The following is a 25,494-nucleotide window of genomic DNA, read 5'->3' as shown; positions in this document are numbered from 1 at the left end:
AATATAATTGGCTAGTTTATAACAGTGTAAATGCGATAAACAACTCTGTTACTAATCCAAAATATAAATTGCCTAATGGCAGAAAATGTTGATTTTTTCTAGTCGTAAATATCAACTCAAGGAACAATCTTTGAGTTTGAGTGCTATTCAATTCACCCTTGACCCTACAATTCCAGGATCGCATGAACAAAACAGTAATGATTTCCGGTAGTCGTTCCATTAATGAATTGCCTTTAGGAGCAATCGCATCTCTCAATCGCATCATTGAACTAGGATTTGAAGTTATAGTCGGTGATGCTTCTGGTATTGATAGCTTAGTTCAGCAGTATTTGCAGTCTAAGAATTACCAGAAAGTCTTGGTTTACTATGCCTTATTTAGCGGCAATGGCAAACCTAGGAATACTTTTGGTTATCCCACCATTGGCATTCCCGGAAACTATAGCGCTCGCGACATCCAAATGTGTTCGCATTGTGATTACGGACTAGCCATCTGGGACGGACAAAGCAAAGGAACAGCAGCTAATATCAAGCGAGTTAAGAAGACCAAAGTTGTTATTGTTTAAAAACCAACAACCACTGTTCATATTATTAATCAACAAATAAATCAGCGATCGCCCTCTAGTGTACCAGAGCGCTATCGCCTTTTTTTTGTTGATTTAACCTGCTTCGTGAAACAGTCTTGCACTCAAGCTAACGCTTATTAGGGAGGCGATAGAGTTATTATCTAGCACTAATAATGATTCAAACCTTACTAGAACGACCGCAGGAATTTAAACAAATTCCCTTCACTCTCAAACCACAACAGCAGCAAACACTCGACAAATTGAGAACATTTGCAAGCAGCACTGAGTCATTCTTTTTGCTCTGCGGTTATGCAGGCACAGGAAAAAGCACACTTATTTTTCTTCTAATCAAAGAACTCTTGGCTCAAAGCAAGCGCATTGTCCTCACTGCACCTACTAACAAAGCCGTCGGTATTCTCAGAAAAATGGCAGCCTCTCAAGGTATTTTCGGAGTAGACTTTCTGACAATACACCAACTTTTAGGCTTAGGCATAGTTCGCAAAGAACAAGAGAAAGTCTTAGAACAGACAAGCTGTTGTTACCTCCACCTCTACGATATCATTTTTCTTGACGAATGTTCGATGGTTGGAACTCAATTATGGTCTTGGATTGAGCGTAGATTTGAACGTACCCTGTTCAACCACCGCAAATTAATTCTCATGGGCGATCCAGCTCAGCTTAACCCCGTCGGAGAAAAACGCTCGCCTGTCTTCAGCATTACCAATAAAACTATGCTAACCGAAGTTGTCAGGCAAGCTGGAGAAAGTCCCGTCCTCGACTTCATCACCGAATGCCGTTCTTGTGTCAAGAATAAAACCGATATGTTCTTGCCACATTCTACCTACACTCAAGGGAACAAATCTAACGGTGCATTCAAAGTTAAGCCAGAAACACTCCTGCAATACGCCCTCAAAACCATCAAGCGCGAATTCACTTCCAACCCTGACTGCTTTCGGATTCTGTGCTGGACAAACAAGCAAGTCAACTATTACAATCAGGCCCTCCGAGAACAAGTTTACGGTCAAACAGCCCCCAGATTCATACCGGGAGAAAGGCTGATTACTAAGAAACCAGTCATGGCCCCTGATGGTAAGACCGTTATTTTGCCCACTTCAACTGAATTTACCATTAAAGAAGTTGAAACGAGCCAACACTACGGCTATCGAGTATGGCTTTTAAAGATTGTGACCGATGACGGTTTATTTCGGCAAATCTTTGTGCTGCATGAATCCGAAAATAAACGCTACCAGGCTGAACTTAAGGAAAAACTCAAGAGTGCCAAGCGCAGCGGATTTTTATGGCGCAAGTATTATTGGTTTAAGGACGACATATTTGCCGAAATTGACAATTGCTTTGCCCTGACTATTCACAATTCTCAAGGCAGCACTTTTGATGAAGTGGGTTTGGACATTAATGACATTTTGACTCGGCTATTGGTGGGAAAAGAAATGAGCAGCAAACAGAAACTTAAAGAATACCACCGCCTCTTGTATGTCGGAACGAGTCGCTGCCGCCAACGGATACTATTTGTTCCTCCAATTTCATCCAGAGTTCAACTTGCATTAGGATACTTAACTAAATCTGGTTCAAGTAACTTTTGATGATAGGCAGTAGAAAGTAGGGAGAAAATAGCAATTAATCGGTTTGTGAAAAAGGCGACATCTCACTTAGAATAATATATCAGTAGGGCGAAGCATGACCTCCGTAAATATAAGACGTTCACCAATAACTTATATGCCGGAATGCTTCGCTCTCTTTTTTTCGACAAGATGCACTCCCAAAAACTGCTACTTAGATTACGATTTTATTAATCAACAAGCTCAAATTTATCATCCTAAAATAAAGGTTGATTATTACCTTTAATTGTTAAAAAATAATTACAATAATCCACCTGCTCTCAACCATATTGGTTCCACTCTTTCCACACTTCGACTCTTTTTTTTCAGCCACCGCTCGCGAGTGCTGCTACCGCAGCGGCAAATCGAACTTCTGACACACAACTAATTATGGCAAAATCTAGACTTACAGAAACACCCCCTCAGCAAAAAGTAGTACAGAGAGCAACCAAGAAAAAACGCTCTCCTGAAACAGCGACTAATTCCGCTAAGGCTGAAAAATCTGTTACAAAAATCACAAAAGGTTCTTCAACTTCTGAACCGGAAACAGCACTTTCAGAACAAGTAGAACCCTCTGAAAAATTCACAGAATATACACCAGTTTCAGCCACAGATGCTTCTGATTTAGGAGCTAAATCAAACGATGAGACATTGCCGGAGCCTTCTCCTTACCCTTCCCCTTCAATCGTTGAATTTGCCTGTGATGCCAGAGAATTAAATGATTACATCCAAACTCTCAAAAGCAGCATTTATAGCAATAACAACCATGTCATTTTATCCAATATTCTCATAGAAGCAGATGCCGCAACTAGACAATTGCATTTAACTGCTTATAACCTGGAATTTGGGATACAAGCGAGTTTTGAAGCTAATGTCAATCAATCTGGAAAGCTCACTCTCCCTGCCACCATACTCGCAGACATTCTCGGAAAATTTCCGAAAAGTCGCGTTACCTTAAAGAGTTCTTGGGAAATTATCAAAGGAAGTGACGTTCCATCAGTCAGTGCCACTCTGACTGCATCAAGGAGCAAGCACGTCATTCGTGGGCTAACTGCGGACGAATTCCCTGCTATCAAGAGCCTTGAACAAAAACTTGTGACCATTCCTGCTAGCGTGTTAATTGCTGTCCTCAAAGCCAGCTTATTTGCTGTAAGTTCTGAAGAAACCAAACGTATCTTAACTGGAGCTAACTTTCAACTAAGCCACGACGCAGAAAGGGGACTTTCTCAATTGAGAGTTTGGACAACAGACGGACATCGGATAGCAATGGTTGTAGGATTCAGTGAAAGCAGTGATTCCGATATTTTGAACACTCGAAACGTGCAATTTACAGTACCCACTAAGGTACTCCGGGTATTAGAGCGGACTTTGAATCCCACTGACAGAGTAGCTATTTACTATGAGACTGAGCCTGACAATAGCAATAACTTTGTTGCTTTTGAGTGGAACAATTGGCGGCTGACAGCGCAGTTATTAGAAGGAAAATACCCGAATTGCGACCAGATTATTGCTCCTTATCGGCATGAACTTAGCCATCAAATTGTGGTAGAGAAGCTCAGCTTTTTAAAAGCCTTAGAGCGGTTAGCTTCTCACAGCGATAAGTCCCATGTTACAGCAATTTTTGAATTCGATTTAGATAGTCAACAAGTGCGAATTTCACTAAATAATACTCTCAGTTCTGGTACTGAGATAGTTGATGCCAAACTATTCGGTTGTGACTTTCGGATCAAGTGCGACATCCGCTATTTAATTGATACAGTTAAAGCTGTTTCTAGTTCGGATTTGCGGATGTTAATGGCAACTCCTACGGCTCCCATACTGATTGCACCGTTTGGAATACCAGCGTCGGGTACAGAGGCTAAGGAGTGCGAATACATTATCGCTCCGCAAGAATAAAAGGTGGGGAGCGGCATCTAAATTTGATGCCCTCTCCTGCCCCAATTCGGAGCCTATTACTGTATAAATTAGGATGATTTAAATTCCTATTTTAACATAAAAGTTATCTAGAAGTGTGTTCAATACTCTCGCACCAACAACTTATATTAATACTAATTATTAAGACTCATGCAATAGTAGCCGTAGGGTGTGTCGCCATTAAAAATTCCTAATTTAGACAAACAATTTCACAGATCCGCACATGACAAACAGATCCCACAAACAAAGCTAACAATTCTGTAGCAAGATTTTTGAGAAATGGCATAACTTCAGGCATGGCTCCCCTATCGGGGAATAGTTACCAGAAGTATTCTAACCACTCAAAATGTACCAACCACTGCACCTCAAATACCGACCAAAAAACCTACAAGAATTAGTAGGTCAAGATACCATCAAAACAACCTTGACCAATGCCATCACCTCCGACAAAATTGCTCAAGCTTACCTATTTACTGGCCCCAGAGGAACAGGCAAAACCTCAACCGCTCGCATCCTTGCTAAATCCCTCAATTGTTTGAATAACAAAAAGCCAACCGCCACTCCTTGCGGGCAATGTTCAAGCTGTAAAACCATTGATTCCAGTTCCAGCTTAGACGTAACTGAAATCGATGCTGCCTCTCACAATGGCGTGGATGATGCCAGAGAATTAATACAACACAGCAACTTTGCCCCAGCGATGAGCCGTTACCGCATTTGGATTTTAGACGAGTGTCACCAACTCAGTACCAGCGCTCAAAATGCTCTCCTCAAATGCCTTGAAGAACCTCCGGCTCATGTGGTGTTTATTCTCTGTACGACGGAAGCACATAAAGTCCTGCCGACAATTATCTCCCGCTGCCAAACTTTTAACTTCCGAGCCTTGTCAGTTGATGCTATTATCGGACAATTGCACAAAATTAGCTCCGCTGAATCTATTGAGATCGCAAGTGAGGCCATGCGGGCGATCGCTCGCACCTGTGACGGGGGGTTAAGAGATGCCCTGCAATTACTTTCTCAGCTTTCACTGCTAAACTCAGAGATTACCCTAACTCAAGTTGCAGAAGTATCTGGCAGTATCAGCGAGCAAGAGTCGATCGCCCTTCTCAAAGCCATTCATTCTGGCGATACCTTAAGCGTACTGCAATCTTCGAGAACGCTCATTGACAGCGGCAAAACCCCCAAACTGATTCTCAGCAGCTTGCTAGCAGCAATGAGAGATTTGCTCATTGTCAAATCAACGCGCCACTGCCAGAATTTAATTACAGGACCAGTAGGCTATTCACAACTGCGATCGCTCGCTCTTCATCTCGATTTTGAAACAATTGATGCGGCTTGTACACAATTGCAAAAATCAGAATTTCAATTGAGAACTAGCACCAATGCTGCTACCTGGTTAGAAGTCTGTCTGCTGAACTTGATGCTGTCTTGCAAACCCGCTGCCCCCGAAACGCGGTTGCCGGCAACTTCCCAATCTAATCAGCCTGACAAATTTGATAAAACCCCTAAAAAAATAGAGGCAGATTATCCTGACTTTGAAACAACTTGGGCGCAAGTAGTAGCAGCAGCGAAACCAGGAAATCGTAGCCTCTTAAACCGCGCTCAAATTGCCGAACTTTCGGCTGATTTATGTGTGTTAGCAGTAGAAAGAAAATACGCGAACAAGTTTCAGAGTCACCTTGAATCCGTGCAGCGGATCGTTACTAAAGCTTTAGGCCGCTCTGTTACTGTAACTGTCAAACAACAGGAGGAGTTAGCAGCATGATTAGCATCCTAATTGGGAATGACACCTACGCAATTGAACGAGAAGTTGAAAAGTTTAAGACTCAAACTCATCCTCTATGGCGAGATTTTAACATCCACCGCTTCCATGCTTCTTCCCTGGATGCAGCCCTCTCTGCTGCTGCTTCAGTTCCTTTCGGCGGAGGAAACAAACTTATTGTCGTTGAAAATTGCGATTTCAAGCAATTTGGAGAAATGGGGCTAGAATTGCTGCAAATCTTGCCCCAATTACCTGCTACAACGCACTTAGTCTTCACTGCTGCTGTTATCGACAAGCGACTCAAGGTAGTTAAGCATTTGTTGCAGTTTGGTAAACTTAAGGAGTTTACTCTCATTCCTCCTTGGCGTACTGATTTGATTGAAAGTGCGATCGCTACTACTGCTAAACAGATGAATCTCTCAATTGCCAGAGATGCTGTCAGTTATCTAGCGGTAGCCATTGGCAACGATTCTGCTAGAAGAGTCAGTGAACTAGAGAAATTAGCTATTTATGCAGCAGGCGCTCGCATTACGAAAGAAGCTGCTAAAATCCTCGTTCCAGCTACCACAGCCAACTGTTTTCAACTTGCCGAAGCTCTTTTAAAAGGTCAAGCAGTGGCGGCAATTAAGGTGCTTGATGAATTGCTATCTCGGGCCGAGTTTCCTTTAGCAATTATTGCCACTCTCCAAACTCAGTTTAAAACTTGGCTGTGGGTAAAAGCTACTATCAATTCCGACCAACAACGTTCTGATAGCGAAATTGCTAGCATCTGCGGAATTAGTAACCCCAAACGGCTGTATTTCCTTAAGCAGGAGGTTAAGGAAGTATCTGCGAAATTCTTAAGTCGATCCCTCTCCATTTTGTTTGATTTAGAAATTGCTCTCAAAACAGGAGATAAGCCTGACTCGATGTTGCCTGCTTTGCTCAGCATCACTCAACTCACTCACCTTAAATAACAGGAAAGCGCTGCCGAGTTAATTCGGCAGTCTTTCATTAACTGCCTTGTTAAAAAAGCTGTTTTTTCATTACTTATCCAAGGTATTTTTTAACATTTTTGGCGTAATATAATGTACAATAAGTCCAGATTTGTTGCCAAATTTTACTGGAACTAAAGTCTAAGAGAGTCGCTTGCATCGAGCGGACTAAATAAAGTTTTGCTCGCTTTCCGCTTACCATATTTTTTCTGTAAGGTAATTTCGTCAATGCGAGTTACAACCGACCCAGCAGGTGGAGTTGTATTGTTGGCCCGGATGCTTGTTGCAAGTCGTAGCTGTATGATGTGACGTTGCCAAATACATCTGTCATCGATTTGACCTGTTCCAAGGCATCATAAACTACTGATTGACTGTTACCTTGGGAAGTTTTGATAGCGACGATTAGGCCATCCGAATCCTCGTCGTATTCCATCGTTTAGGTGTGAGTTTGACCGTTGAGTCTAAATGTAGTTGTGGCGACTTCTATTTGACCGTATTGAGTCGGAATATTCGGAACATTCGGTGTCGAATTAGACCTGAAAGTTAACTCAAAACCCTGCATCGCACCAGTCGCTTCTGTTACAACTTATTAATTATAACTCATAGCGATGGCTTTTTGCCTGCATATTCAGGTATGCTGAGGAAATCAATAGCTATAAAAACCAACAATAAAATTGTGTTAAAATGTAAAGGTGTGAGGGCATGATTCCCGAATTTGATGAGAACGGCAACTTGCCACCAGGAGTGTATAGGGCCGAATGGGAAGAATTCAAAGATCGCTTTGGAATAACACCACTTCGTACTCGCATGATAGAGGGTTTGCAAATGGCATTCTTAGCAGCTAAAGGCAGCAGGATGCCGAACAATTTACATCAATGGTAGTTTTATTACTAGCAAACTAGCTCCTCAAGATTTTGATGCTTGTTGGGATAGAGAAGAGGTTGATATGAATTATCTGAAAACTCATGCTCCTCGACTGAGAAATTATGCAGATAGAGCCGCACAGAAAGCTCTTTATCGCGGTGAAATCTTTCCGTCCGACCAGCCAGTCGGTAGTTACGATCTAACTTCCTATGAATTATTTCAACGGGACAGAGAGCTGCATCCTAAAGGAATTATTGCTATAGATTTAGTAAGGTGGTCGCCATGATTAGAAATAAAAAGCAATATGAGTATACCCAAGAGTTAGCGAAAAGATGTGAATCTACGCTAGCCCAGTATGACGCCCAAGATGAAGAGGTGAAAAAGAACGATCCTTGGTGGTTAGTGATGCGTGAATCTATCCAAAGTCATCTGGATACTTTTAGGGCAGAAATAGCTGAGTATGAAAGATTGGTGGGGTGCGATCGCACTCAATACCTCAAAATTGAAGTAGATTCGATTTTAGAACTGCCAAGAGTCTTAATTAAAGCTCGAATTGCTGCGAAAATGACTCAAAAAGAACTGGCGGATAGACTGGGGCTGGAAGAAAATCGAATTAAGCAATATGAAGACTCAGATTATCAATGTGCGAGTTGGGTGGAAATTATCGATATTACTGAAGCTTTAGCGGTTGAGCTGAAAACAGCTAGTTTTGGGGTGGATTTTCAGGAGATGGAAATTCGGAAAACTTCTCTAGCTGAGTTTGTAGAACGACAGCGAAAGCAGTTAGAAGTTAAAGCTCAGAAAGTCGAGAAATAGTCATTAGTTATTGCCGAGAGTCCCCGCAGTTTTTAAGAGTACGAACGCACTATCATCGGTGAAAATCAGTTAACTGACATACCCAAAAGCCGTTTAAAAGCAGCTCACTTTTCCTGCATCATCCAAACGAGAAAGCCCAATATTTGGTCAACAGGAGGTAGTGGATAATCTGTAAGGTCAATGGACGCGCATTGCTCTTCTAGTTTAAGAAACCGCCAGACGGTACCGCTAGTTACCGTTCCGTAAATCGTCGATATCGGCTGTTGCTTTTGTTGGTTAAAGCGTTGAGCTGCAACCATTTCTGCAAGGCATTGGCCAAGAGCCGGTTTAAGGTCTTCTTTTTTGGCTTCCACCAATACAACCGCAGGAGCTTTGATAAATAGTTGTTCCGGGGAACGACTCAGGAGAAAGTCAACATAGCCTGTGAGTTCAGCCTCCGGTTCTACATTGAATTCCTCGCCGGAAAAAACGCTAATCTGTCCTTGAAGCTGGCGTTTTACTTCTAGTAAAACAGGATTGATAATCCCCTCAGAACGAGCTTTTTCGCTACTCACCGCGATCGCCCAGGGAATCGTTTCTTTAAGAGTATCTTGTAGTAAAAGACTAGGAGTCACTGGGAGTATTTCTGGTAAAAAACGCGCTCCTTCAATGATTGTGAGATGAAAATCTTCTACAGCTTTGCTGAGAGTGAATTTACTGTAAGGCATAGGTTTATTATTCTTAATTGGATACTATAACACTTCTGGGTTAAATGAGCTACATCTGGTAATTGGTAAAGTGTACTGTACTAATTATTATATAGCCAGTCTAATTGACACTCTCAGCGCTAAAGCGACTGAGATTATTAAGATTTCGCAACCTTAATATCCTGATTGCTCAGGTTCCCAAACTCACCGCGTTTGCTCTTTGAGCGCGGTGATACCTTTTGGGCGTAGATGACTAGCACCAAGTTTCGCGGAGTCCCCACGTACTATTGTCAAAGCTCTATCTCTGATGGTTTTAGCAGCGCCAATATCAGCGTGTTCGTGATATCCACATTCGACACAGATGAACTTTTCACCATCTCTATTCGACTTGTCAATATGACCGCAATTCCTGCATTCTTGGCTAGAGTGTTTAGGATTGATTTTAACTGTGATTTTTCCTTGCTTCACAGCAAGATACTCAATCTTTAAAATCAATTCACCCCAACCTGCATCAGATATAGAACGATTCAAACCCTTCTTTCTAGATTGTCCATTCTTCAGGAATCTCCCATTGTCATTTTTCACCTTACATCGGCGCATCATCCCAGAGATGTTTAAATCTTCTAGGGCAATTACATCGACGTTGCGAGACACAATTTTGTCAGCAACTTTCCATTGATGCGCTTGGCGTTTATTACCAATCTTTTGATGAAATCGCCCAACTATGATAGCCGCTTTTTTGCGGTTTTTGCTACCTTTGACCTTACGGCTAACTCGCCTTTGTCTAATTTTCAGAGTCCGCTTAGCTTTTTTGTTGGTTGCAAACTTGGGATTCTCGATTTGATGTCCATCAGAAAGGTGAACCAGCTTAGTTATTCCTAAATCGCACCCTATTACTTTGGGATTATCACTAAGAAGTTTAGCGCTGTATTCAGGTACAGATTTATCCTCTATTCTGATGGAAATATACCAACCATTTTGACGTTTTCTAACCGTGCAAGCCTTGATGGTAAATCCATCTGGGATTGAGCGAGAGTTATGAAATCGCATCCAGCCCAGTTTAGGGAGATAGATTTTATTGCCCTTTAGTTTTACGCCCATCACATAAGTAAAAGACGTAAAGTTGCTACGGTTTTTGAACCTGGGAAATCCTCTGCCTTCAAAGAAATTCTTATAAGCAGTGTCTAAGCGTTTAACATTCTGTTGTAGAACTGTTGAATCTATTTGAGCATACCAAGGTCTAGCAATTTTCAATTCTGGCAATGCTGTAATTTGAATGTCCGCCGCACTTCTACGGGGATTTCTAGCCTTACCTTCTTGATCAAACTTATCGTCTTTCCAGGGATTTCCGGTTGCGCCACTTTTGCTGACGAAACAGGTTAACGGTGAAACTTCGCCATAAGTTATAATATCGCAGTAGTCGCCTTGGATAAACTGTTGGCTGTATTGGGTAATTCTGTCATTTAGACACCAGTTGTAATGACTTCTAAGCATATTTACCCAAGCCGACATTTTTAAGACTTGCGTTTGATTGGGGCGCAATTTGTAAATATAGTTTGTTAGCAATCTCACTCACCTCCTTGTTCATATCTTAATATAGCAGTCGCCTTTTAAATATTAAGAATTCAGAAAGATTCACGGCGGTTTAAACCGCCCGTGCCGCTTACATCTCATGGCTAAAGCCGATGAGTTTTCCGCTTGCCGAACTTTTTTTATAAGTTTTGAAAAAAACAAGTTTTAAACGAATCGCGAAGCACGCGAAGGTCAGAAAGAGAAGAGAGTTTCACGACTCCTGCAAGACTCATTATAGTGCCTCACGAGGCGATCGCGCAGTCAGCCAGAGGCCTACCGTTTCCCTAGTTCCTGAATTAAAACCCATAATTGCTACCCAAAGCAGTCCGACTCCCAGTTGGTTTTTTTGGAATTTCCTCTCTCCTTCTTTTTCCTACCTATCGGTAGTAAAAGAGAAAAAATTCATTCGTAGAGTGACCGATGCCTCCCAATTATATCAACCTTCTTTCCCAGCTAATAGCCAGACCTGACTTTCACCAAAATAACTTCCCAGAAGCAAGCCACTTGCAGCCAACTGCAACAGCCGATTTGTGTGAGTTTTTAGGCGAAGAGGTTATTTATCAGACAATCGCGACTGCTACAACTCCTAAGCTCTACAAAATTCCTCAAGACTTGCCGCCTTCAATAATTTCTGCTTTGCACCGCCAAGGCATTCAACAGCTTTATTCGCACCAAATTAAAACACTCAAAGCCGTGCGCCAGGGCAAAGATGTCATCCTCAGCACAGCAACAGCTTCTGGCAAATCTTTAAGTGCGTACTTGCCTATTTTAGAGGGCATTCTCCAACATCAATTTACGGCACTCTCTATTTATGGCTTGAAAGCTTTAACAGCCGACCAAAGTCAAAAACTTGCCGATTTGCTCCAACTGATTCCTGAGCCGGCCCGCCCGCGCCTTGCCCTTCTAACTGGAGATACTCCTCCCAAAACCCGAGAACAATTATTAGCTGCAAACCCTAGCATAATCAGCGCAACACCAGAATTAATTCACTATGCGCTGAAAGGCGTTCACTGGAGTCAGCCTTGGCAGCATTTTTTAAGTCGCCTCCGCTATATTGTCCTAGATGAAGCTCACACTTTTAACGGAGTTTACGGAGCTAACATGGCTAGCTTAATTCGCCGCTTAAAATTGGCAGTAGACGAGCGCGGAGGTTGTTCTCAAAAACTGCAATTCCTGATGTTGAGTGCTACCGTTGGCAATCCCGTTAAATTAGCGAAGTTACTATCTGGTAGAAGTCGAAAGCGAACTATCAATAAACCCGAGCGGTTAGTTTGGATTAACTCTAGCGGAGCTGCTGTCCCAGAACGGCAATTAATTGTTACTAAACCCACTCATGATGCTAATTCCGATGTTGCTCGCATCATTATGTTTTTGTTGCAGCAAGGGCAAAGCGGAATTTGCTTCGGTAACGGCCGACAAGCAATTAAGAACTTGTGGGCAACTTTTAAGCAAGAAGCTGTAACTCAAACTAACTCGGGAATTGAGTCGCAAGTAGCAATTTTTTACGGCAGTTTAACAAGCGAGCGCCGCATGGAAATTATTAACTCTTTGCAGTCAGGAACAGTTAAGTGTATCCTCAGCACTAGCGCTCTCGAAGCGGGAATTGATTTGCCTCAACTTGATTTTGCTATTATTAGGGGATGGCCGGGAAGCTTGCAAGCTTTCAGGCAGAGGGCTGGCCGAGCCGGTCGGACAAACTCCGGTTTAATTGTCTTCATTCCCATTGCACAATCACCTTTGGATAACTATTTTGCCGAGCGCCCTGAATTGTTGGTGTCAGCCGAATCTGAATTGGTGAGCTTTAATGCCAATTATCCCATAGATATTGCCAAACATTTGATGTGCGCGGCTGTCGAAACAGGCATTCCTGTCAATAAGCTCAAGCACTACTTTGGCAAGAGTGCTCCTCAAATTGCAACGGCTTTAATTGAGCAAGGTGTTCTTCACAAAAGCCGGGATAAATTATGGGCTAAGGGCTTTCCGCATAAAGATGTAAACTTTCGAGGGGGAACGGGTGCTAGCACGATACAACTGGTGGATGCGGATACTCAAGAAGAGATTGAATTCCTCAGTGCGGAGATTGCTTATCGAGAGGTATTTCCTGGTGCTATTTACCGCACGCAAAACTCAGACGGCTGTTTGGTGACTTATACTTCGCGCTCGCTCTTGAATGGCAAAGCTATTTTGCAAAACAGCCCTGAAACTCGACTGTTTACTGTAGCGATTAGCCACACTGATACCAGCCTCAAGCAGAATTTGAGTTTGCCTCAACAAATCCCGTTGCTTATTCCAGAAGTTGAAAGAAATGTTCAAACCAATTCAACGGATAGTAATGCAATTCCAGCTCAAGCTATTCTGGAACTGGCTTGGGGGGAAATTAGCCAACTTGTCACTGGTTATCAATTATTAACTCGCAATTACGAGTTAACTTGTCTCAATAGAAAGTGTGTCAATTACAGAGAGCATTTACCAAAATGTACTGCCTGTCCTGTTTGTGGCAAGAGAACTCGCTCGGCTGAGCTAACATCGGTTCTTAATGAGGTAAACTTTGAGCAACCTTACGAAATAAAATTTGCGACTCCTGTACTGCAAATTAGTTTGAATTCCCGGGTTGAATGTTACCTGCAACACGTAGTAACAGCTACTCGCCAGGAATTGCTTCAGTCTCAACAGCCGATTCCTCCCGGATATCAGCAGTTGTGGGAGTACCCCGCGAATTTGTTGGCTATTCACAGTTTCGGCCATCAAATTTTAGCAGCTTTACCTCTGACTATTTTGGCTTCACCTAATGATGTGAATTTTCTGGTAGAGAAGAGAGGTGCAAATGACTATGCAGGACTCTTTTACGATTTAGCAGAAGGGGGTTCGGGAACCTCGGAAGCTATTTTTCGTTCTCTCCCTAAATTAGCTCATGCGGCTGCTGAGTTAGCCCGCAGTTGTTCTTGCAGTTCTGGCTGTCCTAAATGTTTGATTCAGTCGGGATGCCCTGATGGCAATAAAGCTTTACTTAAGCAGGTGGGGCTGCTGCTGTGCGAAGCATTTTCTACTCCTTAAATATCAAAAAATGGGTGGAATAGACGGCTGAGAAAGGGGAATAAGGAGAGAGAAATAGGGAAAATGGGAGTGGGAATAGAGTGTAGCTTTTTTGTGTGAAAATAGCTATAGCCTTTCTTAGAAAGATGAGGTATCATGTTACTGACACTCACTCGTGAGGGTCAAACAGAGAAGCTCAGCTCAAATGAACTATAATTACATGGTTCAGTAAAGCCACGCGAAAGCCATACCACACATAATAGCATTTTTTTGACAGCACGATCTGCTTGACTCACAACACGTTTACTTGTACCAAACTTCATACATTGTTAAAAATGAAAGCTTATTCGATTGATTTTAGGCAAAAAATCCTTGATACTTATCATACTGAACCCATTTCACAAAAAGCAATAGCTAAGCGTTTTTCTGTAGCCCTGAGTTTTGTACAAAAATTGCTTAAACAATATCGTGAAACAAAAAACATTACTCCGAGAACTGACCGATGTGGAGTCAAAGGCAAACTCAATGCGGAGCAACTACTCATCTTGGCCCAATTGATTGAAGAAAATAATGATGCAACTCTTGAAGAACTCCGTTATTTACTTTATGGAAAAATCGGATTTTCCGTTAGTAGAGCTACCATAGGAAGAATGATAAAACTTTTAAACATTACTGTAAAAAAAAAACTCTATTCCCTTCAGGCAAAGGCACCGACCGAGTTCAAATCCTGCGATGTGAGTTCTGGGAAACAATTAAAAAGATTAGTTTGAAAGACTTAATATTCCTTGACGAATCGGGAGTTAATTTGGCAATGGTTAGGTTATATGCTAGGTCTTTAAAAGGTGACAGAGCCCAGGGACCCAAACCAACTAAACGTGGCAAAAATGTCTCAATAATTGGAGCAATGTCAGTCAATGAAATTTTGACATCGGTTAATCTAATAGGCGGAACTGATGCAATTACATTTGAAGCTTTTATTATCAGAAAACTCGTACCCAAACTCTGGAAAGGTGCTTGTGTGGTGATGGATAATTGTCCTATACACCTGGGAGAAGAAGTCAAAAAAGCTATTGAAAAGAAAGGCGCAAAATTAATATACTTATCACCTTATTCACCAGATTTTTCACCAATTGAGAATCTGTGGTCAAAACTTAAAATCATTCTCCGTTCAATCAAGACTACTAATTATCAAGAGTTAGGAAAAGCCATCGAGTTTGCGTTCGGACAAGTTACATCGTCAAATATTTTTAACTGGTTTACACACTGCTGTTATTGTACCTCATCTTTCTGAGAAAGGCTATACACTCTATTCCCCAAAATTTTTTACTGTTTTTATTAAACAAGACGCTGCTTGCATCAACATAGAATTGTGCGAACCGCTACTGCGGTTTTTAGGGGTGCATTTTTCAGACTTGTACTTATGAAAAACAAGCTTGTCTTACCAGTCATTGACTCCAAGACTAGAGAGTCAACGCTGTTACATTTCAGAAATCAACCCTATAAACCTAAGAAAAAGCAAGCTTTAATTCCCAACCTCAAACGAGATTTAAAGCCGGGCTGGCTTTTAACAATTCTCGCACAAATAGACCGATGTTTATGGGGAAGGTGGGATTATTGGGCTTTGTGTCAAGCTGTCCCCGCTCATGCCTGGATGCGGTGGAAGATGGAGCCAATGCTAGCCCTTCTGGAGAACAGGAAACCCGAAATTTTACCCAAATTTGTAATTGAGGAAACTTTGCCAGCAGAACCGATTCCCCAAATCGAATGGCAGCATTCTCCTACCGCAGAAGCCATGCTAGATAACACTCTCAATTGCATTCCTCAACATGGAGAATGGAAAACTTGGTCAGCTTGGGACTATTTGGAGTTTTTCTTGGACTGGGTTTTGTTCGCATTCGGACATCCAGCTTACAAGATTTTACCCAAAGAACCCGCCGGCTGTGAAGGTGCATCAATGCGTCTCTATCAGATGTTTGACCTGTCAATTCTCATGCTGTATCCTGAAGATTATATGGGCAGGCTGCTACCCCAAATTTGCGGAAAGACTGCTCAAAAAAGTTCAGGGTTTTATCCGACACCTTTAGCTTTGTGTCAGTTGATATCTAAGTTAGTCAGTGGTGATAAGACAGAGCGAATTTCCAGCTTCAATGAACCTGCGTGCGGTACGGGTGCTTTAATGTTAACACAGTCGAATTACTGTCTGAGCGGTATCGGTCAAGATATAGACCCTACTCTGTTAAAATGCGCTTTGTTTCAGTTTTATATGTTTTCACCTTGGCTGGCTGTTCCGATTTGGTGGTTGGGTCAAACTGATTTGCTCCTTGGCAATACTTTAAGTAGCGATCGACCCCAATCAATGAACGCCACTTATTGGTACACTGAGTGGTTTGAGCCTGTCGAGTCTCAGGCTAAAAATCATACTGATTGTCCTGTCGAACATGAAATAAGTTCAGGAGAAAGCTCAGAAGTTATTGACTTGAATGATCAGACATCAATTCACTCTAATCCAGTAGTTCAAGAAGTTGTTAAGGGCAAACGCCGACCCAGAAATACGACAACATCGCCTCATCAATTTACGCTGTTTAATTTGGACGATTTCTAGCCCAATACGTACCTAATTCTCACTTGTGGCGGCGGGCGTAATGTTATGAGTAGGCTGGACTTCAGAAGCAAAACTGATTGTAGAAGCTGCTGCTTTGAGAACTTGTGCAGCCCAATCTACTACAGCCAGCCCTTGAGTTTTAGCCGCATCTTGCATCTGGGCTTGCAGGTCTATCGGGAGCTGTAGAGTTAAGGTAAAAGTATCTCGTTGGGCTCGTTTTGCCTTCTTGACTAACTCTGGCTCGATCCATCGATCGAGCCACAATTTACATTCAGCTCCGCGTTCGTTACCATCCTTCTCAATAAAGCTTAGTTTGCCTAGCTTGTGACAATAAAAACTCTGGGGGTTGCCTTGAATTGGCTCAAAACTACAGTGGTAGCAGTTCCAGCAGCTTCGCCATTGAGTTTCTGTCTGACTGGATGTTGCTCCCAATTCCCCAGCATTCTCTTGAGTGGCTGCTGAAATCTTACCGTCTGATGATGGATGATTGGTTGAAAGAGTTCGTTGGTTTTTGGAACTATTCTCGTTGTTAGACTTATTCGTCGAAATTTTCTTCTGGTGTTCTTCAACAACTCGGGCAACGTGAAAAGCCGTAAGTTTGCCGTTAGGAGCCGTAGCAACAGCTTGGGCCCAAGCCCTAGGCTGCTCTTGGGAGGGTAGTGCAGCGAGAGGGCGAACTTGGCGCTCATTGGCGGGAAGGATTTGTGCGCCATGGCGCACATTTTCATAGACGGTTGCCGCGTCAATCAATTGGTAGGCCCAGCGACGAGACATTTCCCACCGATTAGTGCAATAGTCTTCAAAAGTCGAGAAGTCTTGTCGGTAGAGGCGCCGATCCCGGATCTGGCGCAAAGCTTGCCCTATTTCCCAGAAAGCTTTCAAGCTCCGTTCGACTGTAGATTCCAAGCTGCTTAATTCTAATGCTTCAGCATCAGTGAGCGTACTGCTCTGGGCAGACAAATCTTTAGCGTCGGCTTTGTTTAGCTGGCAGTCCTGTGCAACTCTCGCAGTGAGTTCAGCGCGGAGAACAACAGAGAAGTTATGTGCATCAGAACCGCGAACTGTGTTGGAGGATGACATTGATGTTCCGTCCGTCTTGCGCGGTGCAAGATTAAGTATTGCATAATGCAAGAGTAGTTGCGTAATCGATTAAGGCTTTGATTGCTCAAATTTTGTAGAAAAGGGGTAAAATACAGCAGGGGCAGTCAAAAATGCGATCGTCAAAAAATTGCTCAAACCTTGCAAATACAAGGACTTTACCGTTAAATAGATGTATAGTGCCAGGTAATTTATCTGATCCGAGGTAATTTATCTGATTCTCGAAAGGTCTTGTCTCAATCCCTCCCTTTTGTAGCGGAGAGGTTTCTCTGCTACAGAAAGTAAAATAATGTACGGTAATAGCGTCAGGTAAGCACTTGTGACTGTTAGCTCTGTGTCTTCTCTTATACTCGATCGCCAAAAGCGGCTGACTCAGTTGATCGAGCTGCTGCTGAAAGAAGGCTGGACTCAAAGCGCTTTAGCAGAAGCTATCGGAGTAGATTTTTCAACAGTATATCGGTGGTTAAAGGGGAAAACGATACCCGAATCCGATTCTAAGAACTTTCGGCAACTGGCAAAGTTAAGCGGTGGCAGTACCACGACTCTGCAACTTTATTTGGACGGAGATATATCCCTATCAGTTTATCAACGCGGTTTGGATGAGGTGGCGATAGGTCAAGTGAGTGGCAGCAAGAAGATAGGCTCTGAAAAAATTAAAAAAGAAGTTTTAGCAAAGATTTATTCCCTCGATCCCGATGATATTGCCGATATCATTTCTTCATCAGTAGCATTTTTAGCCAAACTTGTATAGTTAAGTAACGAGCAGCCTGCACCATTAGGGTTTTCTGTTGAGAAACCAGAAAAATCACCGTCTCCTTCCCCACTCCCCCCAATTGGTGACAACTTAAGCGGCAGAAGCATTTGTCAATCAACAATTACGATCAGAATTGACTCGGATTTTGGCTAGAAAACTCAAATCGGGGCGATCAAGGAATCGTTAAGTATCCGAATCCTGACTCCTGACTCCAGCGATCGGTCTTAAGTTGTCAGCAAAGACTCTCCCTTACTTCTGGCGATCGCCGCTATTGCTCAGCCTTTTATCCTCTGAGCAATGTACCTCCTTACTCTATCAGACCTCAATCAAACTATTCATACTAGCCCACTACAAGAGCCACCTCTTGTTCCTTCCTATCTGCAAGAACGCTTGCAACTGCTTGTCAAGCAAATTTTAATGGGATTACCTGTCGAGCCAATTCTCAACAGTCAGCCCCAGTTCCAGCAGTGGGTTTTCCAGCTCAAAGAACTATCGCCATCACTGTTTTTACCGCAGCGAAAGTTGTTGGTTGACATTCCACTTCAAACAAAACTAGACCGAACAAAAAGGGGAGTGACAGAAGAAAATTCTTCCCCTTCTTCTCCATTTAAAGTGATACAAGTCCGTACAAATGTGGGTTTAGTCAAAGGAACACCCAGACTATTTGAGTGGGCGATTCGCCATCCTGTACTGACTTGGCAAGACCGAGTTAAGTTATGGGTAGCTGCCGAATTCTTCGAGATCGAGCCTCACAAGCTACAACTGATTATTTTGGCACTGCACCCGACTCAACCAGCAGAAAAAGTTCAGTTTGCCTGGGATAGCAAGCAACACCGACAAACTCAAAATTGGCTTTTGACTGCCATTGAACGAGAGACAGAACAAACAGTTATCAAGCTCAATGGTTATCTAACACCTCAACCGAAGGAAGTAGCAACAGCTATCAATTTGGATGAAATCAATTTGGATGAAATCAATTTGGATGAAGTCAACGAAGTGTCGATCTAATCTGTTCAGACTGTGTATAGCTCTTCTGGATTTGTGGTGGGAACGGTAGTGTGAGCCTCTCGCACGGGCTTTTCGGGTCGCATCACTAGAATTTTTACGATCACCTAAAACTCAGGAGAATCGACTTTATTACCATCCTCCTATCGAGAGACATCCACCTTCCGACGAAATTGCCCAAAAATCAATAATTTTCTTCTCTCCATAGGAGGATGACACTCTTTAATATGAGGAAAAACAATAGACTATGGATAAAATGTAGTAGGAATCTTAGCCGTGACTGCAACTACCGCCACCCAAGCAAAAACAAGCCAACTAAAAACCATCCTGATAGTTGAAGATGACCCGATGATGCAGCTCGGTCTACAGCATATCCTCAATAACCAACCCCATTTAACAGTTGTCGCACAAGCTGTTAACGGCAACGAAGCCGTCAGTGCTGCACTGCAACACCAACCAGACATCGCCCTGATGGACATTGACTTACCCGGAATCGACGGTATTGCAGCCGCGCAGCAAATCAGAGCCGCACTGCCGCATACTCGCATCCTGATGCTCACCCACCACAGCAATCCAACTCACGTAATGGCGGCTTTGTCAAGCGGCGCTCACGGCTACTGCGTTAAAGGCACTAACGCAGAACAACTTCTAGCAGCGATTACGACTGTGCAAGAAGGTGGCAGTTACCTAGACCGTAAGATTGCCGACTGCGTGCTGCAAAATCTCAAAACGCCACTGCCCGATAGCTATGCGGACGACATCAAGCTGACTGAACGGGAAATGCAGGTTTTGCAGCAGCTAGTTGAGGGTAAAAGCAATAAACAAATTGCCGCTGAGCTAGGCATGAGCGTCCACACCGCCAAAGGTCATGTAGAGATGATTATAGCTAAATTTGAAGCGAGCGATCGCACCCAGGCAGCAGTTAAAGCATTGCGCTTGGGGCTGGTTTAGCCGTTGGAACTAAGAAAGTGACATCCTCCTACACCTGTAACCGGGTTGCTCAACGGTTCAAAGATTAATGTTGCAGTTGGCATTCTTCCCAAAACTCCCAGGGTTTCTGCATATCCTGGAGTGACGGCAGTCGAACTAAAGTAAACGCTAATTTAGCGTATTTAAGAAGTGACATCGCGATCGAGATTAACTGTTCCTAGTGGGAGTAGCAGTTCTTCGAGATCATTTTTGGCTGGCGCGATTGTGAATAAATGGCGTCATGAGATTTCATTTCTAAACTTTATCAAATAGGCGATCGTATTTGATAAAGTTTAGTTCTCAAAAATTACCGTTTCTGACAGCTTGTCAATCTTCAAACTTTGGCAATGTCAACCAAAACCTCGCTCCTTTTCCCAATTCGCTATCAACGCCAATCTCTCCGCCGTGAGCCTCAACAATTTGCCTGCAAATGTAAAGTCCCAATCCCAACCCTTGCCTTAAACTAACTCCAACTCCCCTCGTATAAGGCTCGAATAATCTTGCACATTGCTGAGGAGAAATTCCTGCCCCATTGTCTGCAACCGTACAGCGAACCATCTCACCTTCCTTTTTAGCTTCTACAGTCAAAATAAACCCAGACTGATTGTATTTAACAGCATTGTCGATCAGATTGCCAAACACCCGCCAGAGCTGCTGACCATCAGCATTGACTAAAGGCAAATCTGCTGCAAAAAGCTGCTTAACCTTGACTCGATGCTGGTTGAGAATTGGTAATCTTTCAATAAGAATATTTTGGACTAAAGTGGGCAGCGACAGCGGCTTTATGGCTAAAGAAGCACTTTTCACATCAAACTGTTGTGTTGCTGTTAGTGACTCAATCAACTGGAGTTGGCGCGAACAACTTTGCACCATAACCTCCACAGTCCGCCTATCAATAACAATGTTACTGGCAGCATCATTGAGGCGACTTCGCAGCAGTAGCGACATTCCTGATAGAGGCGATCGCAAATCGTGCGAAACAGCGTGCAACAGCATTCTTAAATTGGCTTCTGCTTGCTGTCTTTCTTGAATTTCCTGGCTTAGCTGAACATTTTGTGCAGCCAATTGCACGTTAGCGGAGCGAAGTTGCTGCTGCAGGCGCTGCATTTTAAGTTGGGCAGATACCCGCGCTAACACTTCAACAGGCTCAAAAGGTTTTATAATGTAGTCAGCACCGCCCGCCTCAAACCCTTTTACTTTGTCAAATACGTCATCTAAAGCGCTGATAAAAATTATAGGGATATCACAAGTAGCTTCAGATCCTTTAAGTTGACGGCAGACTTCATAACCATCCATACCGGGCATTTTTATGTCTAGCAAAATCAAGTCTGGCGCTTGCAACTCTACTGCTTTTAAAGCTCGCTGTCCACTAATCAACTTCCTGACTTTGTAACCGTTTTCAATTAGCAATTGAGAAAGTAGTTGAATGTTAGCGGGAATATCGTCAACAATCAAAATGTCAGCCAAAAATTGTTTAGTTTGCTCCATCATCTATCGCCACCAAAGGACAGAGTTTTGAGTTTTTTCCGAATATTGCCAACTGCTATTTTCCCAGCCGCGCTGTTCGCACCAGCCGCATTAACAGGCGACTTAACATCAGCCACAGTCACCGGTTCTTCTGGATCGTTCGGATGTGGCAGCAATGCCCGAGCGAATCGAATCCGCTGATCCAGCTCTTCATCTATATTGAGCAGTTTACCCGTCTGCTGCTCTACTGACAAAGCTTTCGCCCGCCTTTCAAGCTGCGGTCTGATGCTGCTGTCCCACAGTTGTTCAGACTCTTTAGCTCGCTTTATGTCGCCGGGCCGCACCGGAATCTTGAGAGGGTAGGGAAATAAAGCTTCCGCCCCCGTTGCGTAGGCCGGTGAAGTGATGACGCATTTGCCTTGAGGAAACCTCAGAATTTCGTCAGGACTAATCAGCGGTTTCTTTTGCAACTGTTCGCTCCAGTTGACAGAACGGCTCGTTTGCTGCCCCGTCGAACTGCCGGTCGATCGATTTTTTACCAGCACTTCCACTTCCCCGTACCGCTTAGAATATTTCTCGGCTGTATCAAAATCGCCGGGGTTGAAGAGGACGTGAGTTGACAAAGCACTGGCGATCGCAGCCCCTTTTTTATCCCCATAGAGATTATAGAGTTGATTGAGTGATTGAATGCCAACAATCGGCACGCCGCCAGCAGAACGATATTCGTTAGCCCACTGATCCATTCTGTCGAACTTGAGAGACGGAAACTCGTCTAAGCAGTACAGAAATGGGTCAGAACGTACCCGGCTCAAATTAGACACCACACATAAATGAATAGCAGCAGCTAACAGCGGCCCCACTACAGTGCGTCTTTGGTCATCTAATTTGAAAATAATGCACTTTTTGCCTTCTAAAGCAATCGGAATGGTGCTGCGACCAATAAATGCCCGCAGCAAATCTTTTTGAATGAAACTGGAGTAGGTGGCCTCTGCGGTTGCCTTGATGCCCGCCACTGTTTTTTCAGCATCTTTTGAACTTAATAACTGCGAAAAACTAGAGGCAATCCACCTGTCCATTTTGAGGGGATGACCGTCGGGTCGGTGAACGGCGTGGTCGATGCGCTTGACCAAATCAGGCAGTTGAATAATTGCGTACACAAAAGCTAAATCCGGGTAAGGACTGCTTTTTGCCAACTGCACTAAACCCTTCGCCATCAACTCGCCTGCTTTCTCGAAAAACTCATTGCCTTTACTCTCCCCCGGACTAGCATTTCGAGCAATAACTTGTCCAATTTCTGCTGCCATTACTGCATCTTGTGCATCTCTCATAAAATCCAGAGGATTGATAGTGCCGCTGTAAGCTTCCCCTGGCGCAAACACTTGCACATCGTAGCCATAGCGCACTGCAAGGGGTGCAAGCACTTTCATCTGGTCTCCTTTTTTGTCGTAAATAATGGCAGGAAAACCTTGCTGGAATGCACTTTCAACCATGCGGTCAATGACGCTGAATGTTTTGCCAGAACCCGGAGCACCAATGACTAAAGTTCCGCGTTCTGCGTGGGGAAACCAAACCGTCGGATTTGCACCTAATAGCGTTTGCAATCGAGCACTCAATCCCTGACAACCTTTAAACCAATAACTCGGCGTACCGCTCCACAAAGTAACGGGCTGCCGTTTTTTTTCTTTCATTTGCTTGAGGGCAGAGCCTGTGGCTGCCAATTTTTCTGCCGTTCCGCACAGCCGCCCGGAGGTAATTTTACCCTTTCCGTTTCCAACTAATTTGGAAACAATAAGTAAGCCTGCCATTAGCCCTAACATTGCCAGTCCCTCTGGCTTCATAAACTGACCCAACAACCCCCCAACATCTATGCTAGTTAACGAACGTTTAGGAGGTTGAACTGCCATTGGTACCAAGGTAGCTTTGTTAATTTTAGGCAAAAATTGCAAATTGTTCATTTTCTTAACTCTTAAAAAAACTAAATGTTTCAGATAGCGGCTATCGCCTCAAGGGGGAGACCATGACAAAAATAGGTAAACAATGGTAAGAAGCAATAACGCGAAATCTCCCAGTAAGACAGTACAGAATTCTAGTGGAAAGTCCAACACGCAAAAGAACAAGAGTGCTGATTATTACGAGATAGATCCGGAGCTATTCAACAGTGATTACAACCAAACTCGCAAACCCTCTTTGCCCTATGGAATCGTGATTAACGATAACCCAGCAGGTATTTTGCTCCCGAACGACCAGCTTGTCAAAGCGGAATGGCACGTAATGCCTAATGTTGAGGAATTGACAACGGTCGAACTAAGCGAAGAAGTGACAGGCTTACTTCTCCAAAAAGCGAGAATGTTGGTATTAGCTTTTGTGCCTGAGTACATCCGCTACAAAGATATTGAAAAAAATGGAGAATTAGCAGGTACTTTTATTGGGCTTTACGACGAATATCGCGATTCCCTCGATAAAAAGACGCAGGAAGTGTGTTCCGAACACGCTCTCATCTTTCTAAATCCCAAAAACCAACCCCTGCATCAGGTACCGATTGTCGTCCGCTTCAAGAATGTAGCCCTCTGGAGCTTTAAGAGCGCTAGAGAAGAATTTTACCGCAATTTGGAACGGGCATTTGCTGATTGCTTTGGGAGAGATTACAGCGGTAAAAATGACAAGTGGCGCTCTTTGGGAGTGTTGAATGTCGAGTTTAGAGCTCTCAAAGAAGGGGAAGGCAAAAATAAATCCTTTTGCTGCAAAACTCACAGCATTACTCAGCCAACTGATGCTAATTTTCCCAAGCTATTTCTCGGTCAAAAACCACAAAAGAAATTGATTTGGGGACTGCACAATAGCATTGCTGGGTTTATTGACGCTAGCGAGGCCGGGTTGCCAGCTATAGCTGCTGGTGTCGAACCTGAAGTCCAGGCGTTGCCAGAAAGCGTAACTAACCGCAAAAATCGAGGTAAATTGTCACCCCCTCGCAAAATTGCACAAGTTGAAGGAGGAACAGACTCAGAATTAGAGGAATTAGATGAATTTTCCGAGGCTGCTGAGGTTGAAGTTGAGGTTGATTCAGCAGAAGATTTTGACTTCGATGAACCCGCAGACTACTAAACACTAACTACTGAAAAGCTGGCTTTCAGCAAGTTGATAGGTAAGGCCGTCGTAGCAAAATTGAAGCTGGCGGCGGCCTTCTTTGGAAAGCTGATTCACTCCTAGACAAGGCAAACCCTCGTGTGAGGAACTGTCAGCCTTAAACAAAGGAGTTTTCGGCGGTTTATGGGGGTCGAGATAAGCTGCAAATACTTCTGTTGGCATTTGACTTGAATCATTAGGAATTAAGTAGCCAACATAAAGGCAGCCTTTTGTGCCGCACAGAGTGGAATTATTGAAATCATAAAGGTTCAGCCGTCCTACCGAGCCATTAACTTGCCACACTCGCATTCTCTTAATCGCTTCCGCCACAGCACTTTGCCCAGCCGCTACTTTGAGTTCTGGAAGACTGCTGTGTTCCTTTACGATTAGGGTTAAAGTTTCTTTTGGAGTGACTCGCAAAGCTTGTTGCCAAGAAGCTGGTGCCGTTGTTGCTGAACTAGAATTCGTGCAAGCAACTGTCCCCAATAATAGCGACAGGGCGGTAAACACTGTCAAACCAATGCGAAACCAGTAACCAAGTTGATTTAACCAAACCGGGGGGGTGACAATCTTTTGGGTGCCTGCTGTTTGTTGTTTAACTCTATTTTGTTTAACCATTTGTTACTCCCATCATACAAAAAAAAAGAAAAAAAAGGACAATAAAGCAGAAAAAAAAGAG

General features: G+C 43.4%; 23 protein-coding genes. 15 read left to right on the top strand and 8 right to left on the bottom strand.

Annotated elements, in window-relative coordinates; all coding sequences use genetic code 11:
• Positions 1-182: 182 nt before the first annotated feature.
• From QUA40_RS01735 to holA, 5 genes are all read left to right on the top strand, one after another.
• A complete protein-coding gene (locus QUA40_RS01735; protein ID WP_333121254.1) occupies positions 183-563 on the top strand; it encodes a hypothetical protein in 381 nt (126 codons plus the stop codon).
• A gap of 173 nt (positions 564-736) precedes the next feature.
• The gene (locus QUA40_RS01730) at positions 737-2,164 is read left to right on the top strand and encodes an ATP-dependent DNA helicase (protein ID WP_333121253.1); all 1,428 of its coding nucleotides are present in this window, start codon (positions 737-739) and stop codon (positions 2,162-2,164) included.
• 405 nt (positions 2,165-2,569) lie between these two features.
• Complete coding sequence (gene dnaN, locus QUA40_RS01725) at positions 2,570-4,075, top strand: DNA polymerase III subunit beta (protein WP_333121252.1); 1,506 nt, start codon at positions 2,570-2,572, stop codon at positions 4,073-4,075.
• Positions 4,076-4,439: 364 nt separating this feature from the next.
• Positions 4,440-5,855 (top strand): DNA polymerase III subunit gamma/tau, encoded by a 1,416-nt coding sequence (gene dnaX, locus QUA40_RS01720; RefSeq protein WP_333121249.1) that lies wholly within the window; start codon positions 4,440-4,442, stop codon positions 5,853-5,855.
• Positions 5,852-6,808, top strand: coding sequence for a DNA polymerase III subunit delta (gene holA, locus QUA40_RS01715; protein ID WP_333121247.1), 957 nt, complete (start codon positions 5,852-5,854; stop codon positions 6,806-6,808). The genes dnaX and holA overlap by 4 nt, the downstream gene beginning before the upstream one ends.
• A gap of 253 nt (positions 6,809-7,061) precedes the next feature.
• Here holA and QUA40_RS01710 read toward each other — a convergent pair whose 3' ends face one another.
• Positions 7,062-7,259, bottom strand: coding sequence for a hypothetical protein (locus tag QUA40_RS01710; protein ID WP_333121245.1), 198 nt, complete (start codon positions 7,257-7,259; stop codon positions 7,062-7,064).
• 3 nt (positions 7,260-7,262) lie between these two features.
• Positions 7,263-7,388 carry a hypothetical protein gene (locus QUA40_RS01705; RefSeq protein WP_015179671.1) on the bottom strand — a complete coding sequence of 42 codons (126 nt, stop codon included), beginning with the start codon at positions 7,386-7,388 and terminating at the stop codon, positions 7,263-7,265.
• Positions 7,389-7,528: 140 nt separating this feature from the next.
• Between QUA40_RS01705 and QUA40_RS01700 the strand changes: the two genes are divergently transcribed.
• Genes QUA40_RS01700 through QUA40_RS01690 form a run of 3 tightly spaced genes read left to right on the top strand, consistent with a single transcriptional unit; the run spans position 7,529 to position 8,506 of the window.
• Entirely contained in the window at positions 7,529-7,708 is a 180-nt protein-coding gene (locus QUA40_RS01700) for a DUF6932 family protein (RefSeq protein WP_333121243.1), read from the top strand.
• A complete protein-coding gene (locus tag QUA40_RS01695; protein ID WP_445243727.1) occupies positions 7,692-7,976 on the top strand; it encodes a DUF6932 family protein in 285 nt (94 codons plus the stop codon). Before QUA40_RS01700 ends, QUA40_RS01695 begins: the two co-directional genes overlap by 17 nt.
• Positions 7,973-8,506: a helix-turn-helix transcriptional regulator gene (locus QUA40_RS01690; protein ID WP_333121241.1), complete on the top strand. Its 534-nt coding sequence runs from the start codon at positions 7,973-7,975 to the stop codon at positions 8,504-8,506. The genes QUA40_RS01695 and QUA40_RS01690 overlap by 4 nt, the downstream gene beginning before the upstream one ends.
• Positions 8,507-8,610: 104 nt before the next feature.
• Here QUA40_RS01690 and QUA40_RS01685 read toward each other — a convergent pair whose 3' ends face one another.
• Entirely contained in the window at positions 8,611-9,213 is a 603-nt protein-coding gene (locus QUA40_RS01685) for a hypothetical protein (protein WP_333121239.1), read from the bottom strand.
• A gap of 183 nt (positions 9,214-9,396) precedes the next feature.
• Positions 9,397-10,758, bottom strand: a complete 1,362-nt coding sequence (locus QUA40_RS01680) for a transposase (RefSeq protein WP_333121238.1) — start codon at positions 10,756-10,758, stop codon at positions 9,397-9,399.
• A gap of 426 nt (positions 10,759-11,184) precedes the next feature.
• Here QUA40_RS01680 and QUA40_RS01675 point away from each other — a divergent pair, with 426 nt between their 5' ends.
• The 3 genes from QUA40_RS01675 to QUA40_RS01665 all read left to right on the top strand — a co-directional run bounded on the left by QUA40_RS01675 (position 11,185) and on the right by QUA40_RS01665 (position 16,399).
• Entirely contained in the window at positions 11,185-13,818 is a 2,634-nt protein-coding gene (locus QUA40_RS01675; RefSeq protein ID WP_333121236.1) for a DEAD/DEAH box helicase, read from the top strand.
• A gap of 314 nt (positions 13,819-14,132) precedes the next feature.
• Positions 14,133-15,088 (top strand): IS630 family transposase gene (locus QUA40_RS01670; protein ID WP_333121234.1). Its coding sequence is split into 2 segments (ribosomal slippage): positions 14,133-14,472 and positions 14,472-15,088, totalling 957 coding nucleotides; the frame shifts between segments, so codons are not numbered across the junction.
• A 129-nt stretch (positions 15,089-15,217) separates the two neighbouring features.
• Positions 15,218-16,399: a hypothetical protein gene (locus tag QUA40_RS01665; RefSeq protein WP_333121232.1), complete on the top strand. Its 1,182-nt coding sequence runs from the start codon at positions 15,218-15,220 to the stop codon at positions 16,397-16,399.
• A 12-nt stretch (positions 16,400-16,411) separates the two neighbouring features.
• Here the strand turns inward: QUA40_RS01665 and QUA40_RS01660 are convergent, their stop codons facing one another.
• Positions 16,412-17,479: a hypothetical protein gene (locus QUA40_RS01660; RefSeq protein ID WP_333121230.1), complete on the bottom strand. Its 1,068-nt coding sequence runs from the start codon at positions 17,477-17,479 to the stop codon at positions 16,412-16,414.
• Between the two features lie 337 nt (positions 17,480-17,816).
• Between QUA40_RS01660 and QUA40_RS01655 the strand changes: the two genes are divergently transcribed.
• The 3 genes from QUA40_RS01655 to QUA40_RS01645 all read left to right on the top strand — a co-directional run bounded on the left by QUA40_RS01655 (position 17,817) and on the right by QUA40_RS01645 (position 20,207).
• Complete coding sequence (locus tag QUA40_RS01655; RefSeq protein WP_332980241.1) at positions 17,817-18,248, top strand: helix-turn-helix transcriptional regulator; 432 nt, start codon at positions 17,817-17,819, stop codon at positions 18,246-18,248.
• Between the two features lie 300 nt (positions 18,249-18,548).
• Positions 18,549-19,259, top strand: coding sequence for a hypothetical protein (locus tag QUA40_RS01650; RefSeq protein ID WP_333121228.1), 711 nt, complete (start codon positions 18,549-18,551; stop codon positions 19,257-19,259).
• Between the two features lie 273 nt (positions 19,260-19,532).
• Positions 19,533-20,207 (top strand): response regulator transcription factor, encoded by a 675-nt coding sequence (locus QUA40_RS01645; protein WP_333121227.1) that lies wholly within the window; start codon positions 19,533-19,535, stop codon positions 20,205-20,207.
• 345 nt (positions 20,208-20,552) lie between these two features.
• Here the strand turns inward: QUA40_RS01645 and QUA40_RS01640 are convergent, their stop codons facing one another.
• Both QUA40_RS01640 and QUA40_RS01635 read right to left on the bottom strand, forming a co-directional pair.
• On the bottom strand, positions 20,553-21,716 hold the full coding sequence (locus QUA40_RS01640) for a hybrid sensor histidine kinase/response regulator (RefSeq protein WP_333121226.1): 1,164 nt from the start codon (positions 21,714-21,716) through the stop codon (positions 20,553-20,555).
• A complete protein-coding gene (locus QUA40_RS01635; protein ID WP_333121224.1) occupies positions 21,713-23,647 on the bottom strand; it encodes a type IV secretion system DNA-binding domain-containing protein in 1,935 nt (644 codons plus the stop codon). Before QUA40_RS01635 ends, QUA40_RS01640 begins: the two co-directional genes overlap by 4 nt.
• An 82-nt stretch (positions 23,648-23,729) precedes the next feature.
• On the opposite strand from QUA40_RS01635, the gene QUA40_RS01630 reads away from it, so the two are divergent.
• A complete protein-coding gene (locus tag QUA40_RS01630; RefSeq protein WP_333121222.1) occupies positions 23,730-24,794 on the top strand; it encodes a DUF5895 domain-containing protein in 1,065 nt (354 codons plus the stop codon).
• A 3-nt stretch (positions 24,795-24,797) separates the two neighbouring features.
• On the opposite strand, the gene QUA40_RS01625 is transcribed toward QUA40_RS01630, so the two are convergent.
• Positions 24,798-25,433, bottom strand: coding sequence for a hypothetical protein (locus QUA40_RS01625; protein ID WP_333121220.1), 636 nt, complete (start codon positions 25,431-25,433; stop codon positions 24,798-24,800).
• Between the last annotated feature and the right edge of the window lie 61 nt (positions 25,434-25,494).

This window comes from Microcoleus sp. Pol11C3, assembly GCF_036701485.1.
Lineage (GTDB): Bacteria > Cyanobacteriota > Cyanobacteriia > Cyanobacteriales > Microcoleaceae > Microcoleus.
This window is presented reverse-complemented; position numbering and strand designations above follow the sequence as displayed.

Coding starts and splice junctions, on each gene's coding strand:
- QUA40_RS01735 (WP_333121254.1), top strand. CDS start 183: ATGAACAAAACAGTAATGATTTCCGGTAGTCGTTCCATTAATGAATTG.
- QUA40_RS01730 (WP_333121253.1), top strand. CDS start 737: ATGATTCAAACCTTACTAGAACGACCGCAGGAATTTAAACAAATTCCC.
- dnaN (WP_333121252.1), top strand. CDS start 2,570: ATGGCAAAATCTAGACTTACAGAAACACCCCCTCAGCAAAAAGTAGTA.
- dnaX (WP_333121249.1), top strand. CDS start 4,440: ATGTACCAACCACTGCACCTCAAATACCGACCAAAAAACCTACAAGAA.
- holA (WP_333121247.1), top strand. CDS start 5,852: ATGATTAGCATCCTAATTGGGAATGACACCTACGCAATTGAACGAGAA.
- QUA40_RS01710 (WP_333121245.1), bottom strand. CDS start 7,259: ATGGAATACGACGAGGATTCGGATGGCCTAATCGTCGCTATCAAAACT.
- QUA40_RS01705 (WP_015179671.1), bottom strand. CDS start 7,388: ATGCAGGGTTTTGAGTTAACTTTCAGGTCTAATTCGACACCGAATGTT.
- QUA40_RS01700 (WP_333121243.1), top strand. CDS start 7,529: ATGATTCCCGAATTTGATGAGAACGGCAACTTGCCACCAGGAGTGTAT.
- QUA40_RS01690 (WP_333121241.1), top strand. CDS start 7,973: ATGATTAGAAATAAAAAGCAATATGAGTATACCCAAGAGTTAGCGAAA.
- QUA40_RS01685 (WP_333121239.1), bottom strand. CDS start 9,213: ATGCCTTACAGTAAATTCACTCTCAGCAAAGCTGTAGAAGATTTTCAT.
- QUA40_RS01675 (WP_333121236.1), top strand. CDS start 11,185: ATGCCTCCCAATTATATCAACCTTCTTTCCCAGCTAATAGCCAGACCT.
- QUA40_RS01665 (WP_333121232.1), top strand. CDS start 15,218: ATGAAAAACAAGCTTGTCTTACCAGTCATTGACTCCAAGACTAGAGAG.
- QUA40_RS01660 (WP_333121230.1), bottom strand. CDS start 17,479: ATGTCATCCTCCAACACAGTTCGCGGTTCTGATGCACATAACTTCTCT.
- QUA40_RS01650 (WP_333121228.1), top strand. CDS start 18,549: ATGTACCTCCTTACTCTATCAGACCTCAATCAAACTATTCATACTAGC.
- QUA40_RS01640 (WP_333121226.1), bottom strand. CDS start 21,716: ATGATGGAGCAAACTAAACAATTTTTGGCTGACATTTTGATTGTTGAC.
- QUA40_RS01635 (WP_333121224.1), bottom strand. CDS start 23,647: ATGAACAATTTGCAATTTTTGCCTAAAATTAACAAAGCTACCTTGGTA.
- QUA40_RS01630 (WP_333121222.1), top strand. CDS start 23,730: ATGGTAAGAAGCAATAACGCGAAATCTCCCAGTAAGACAGTACAGAAT.
- QUA40_RS01625 (WP_333121220.1), bottom strand. CDS start 25,433: ATGGTTAAACAAAATAGAGTTAAACAACAAACAGCAGGCACCCAAAAG.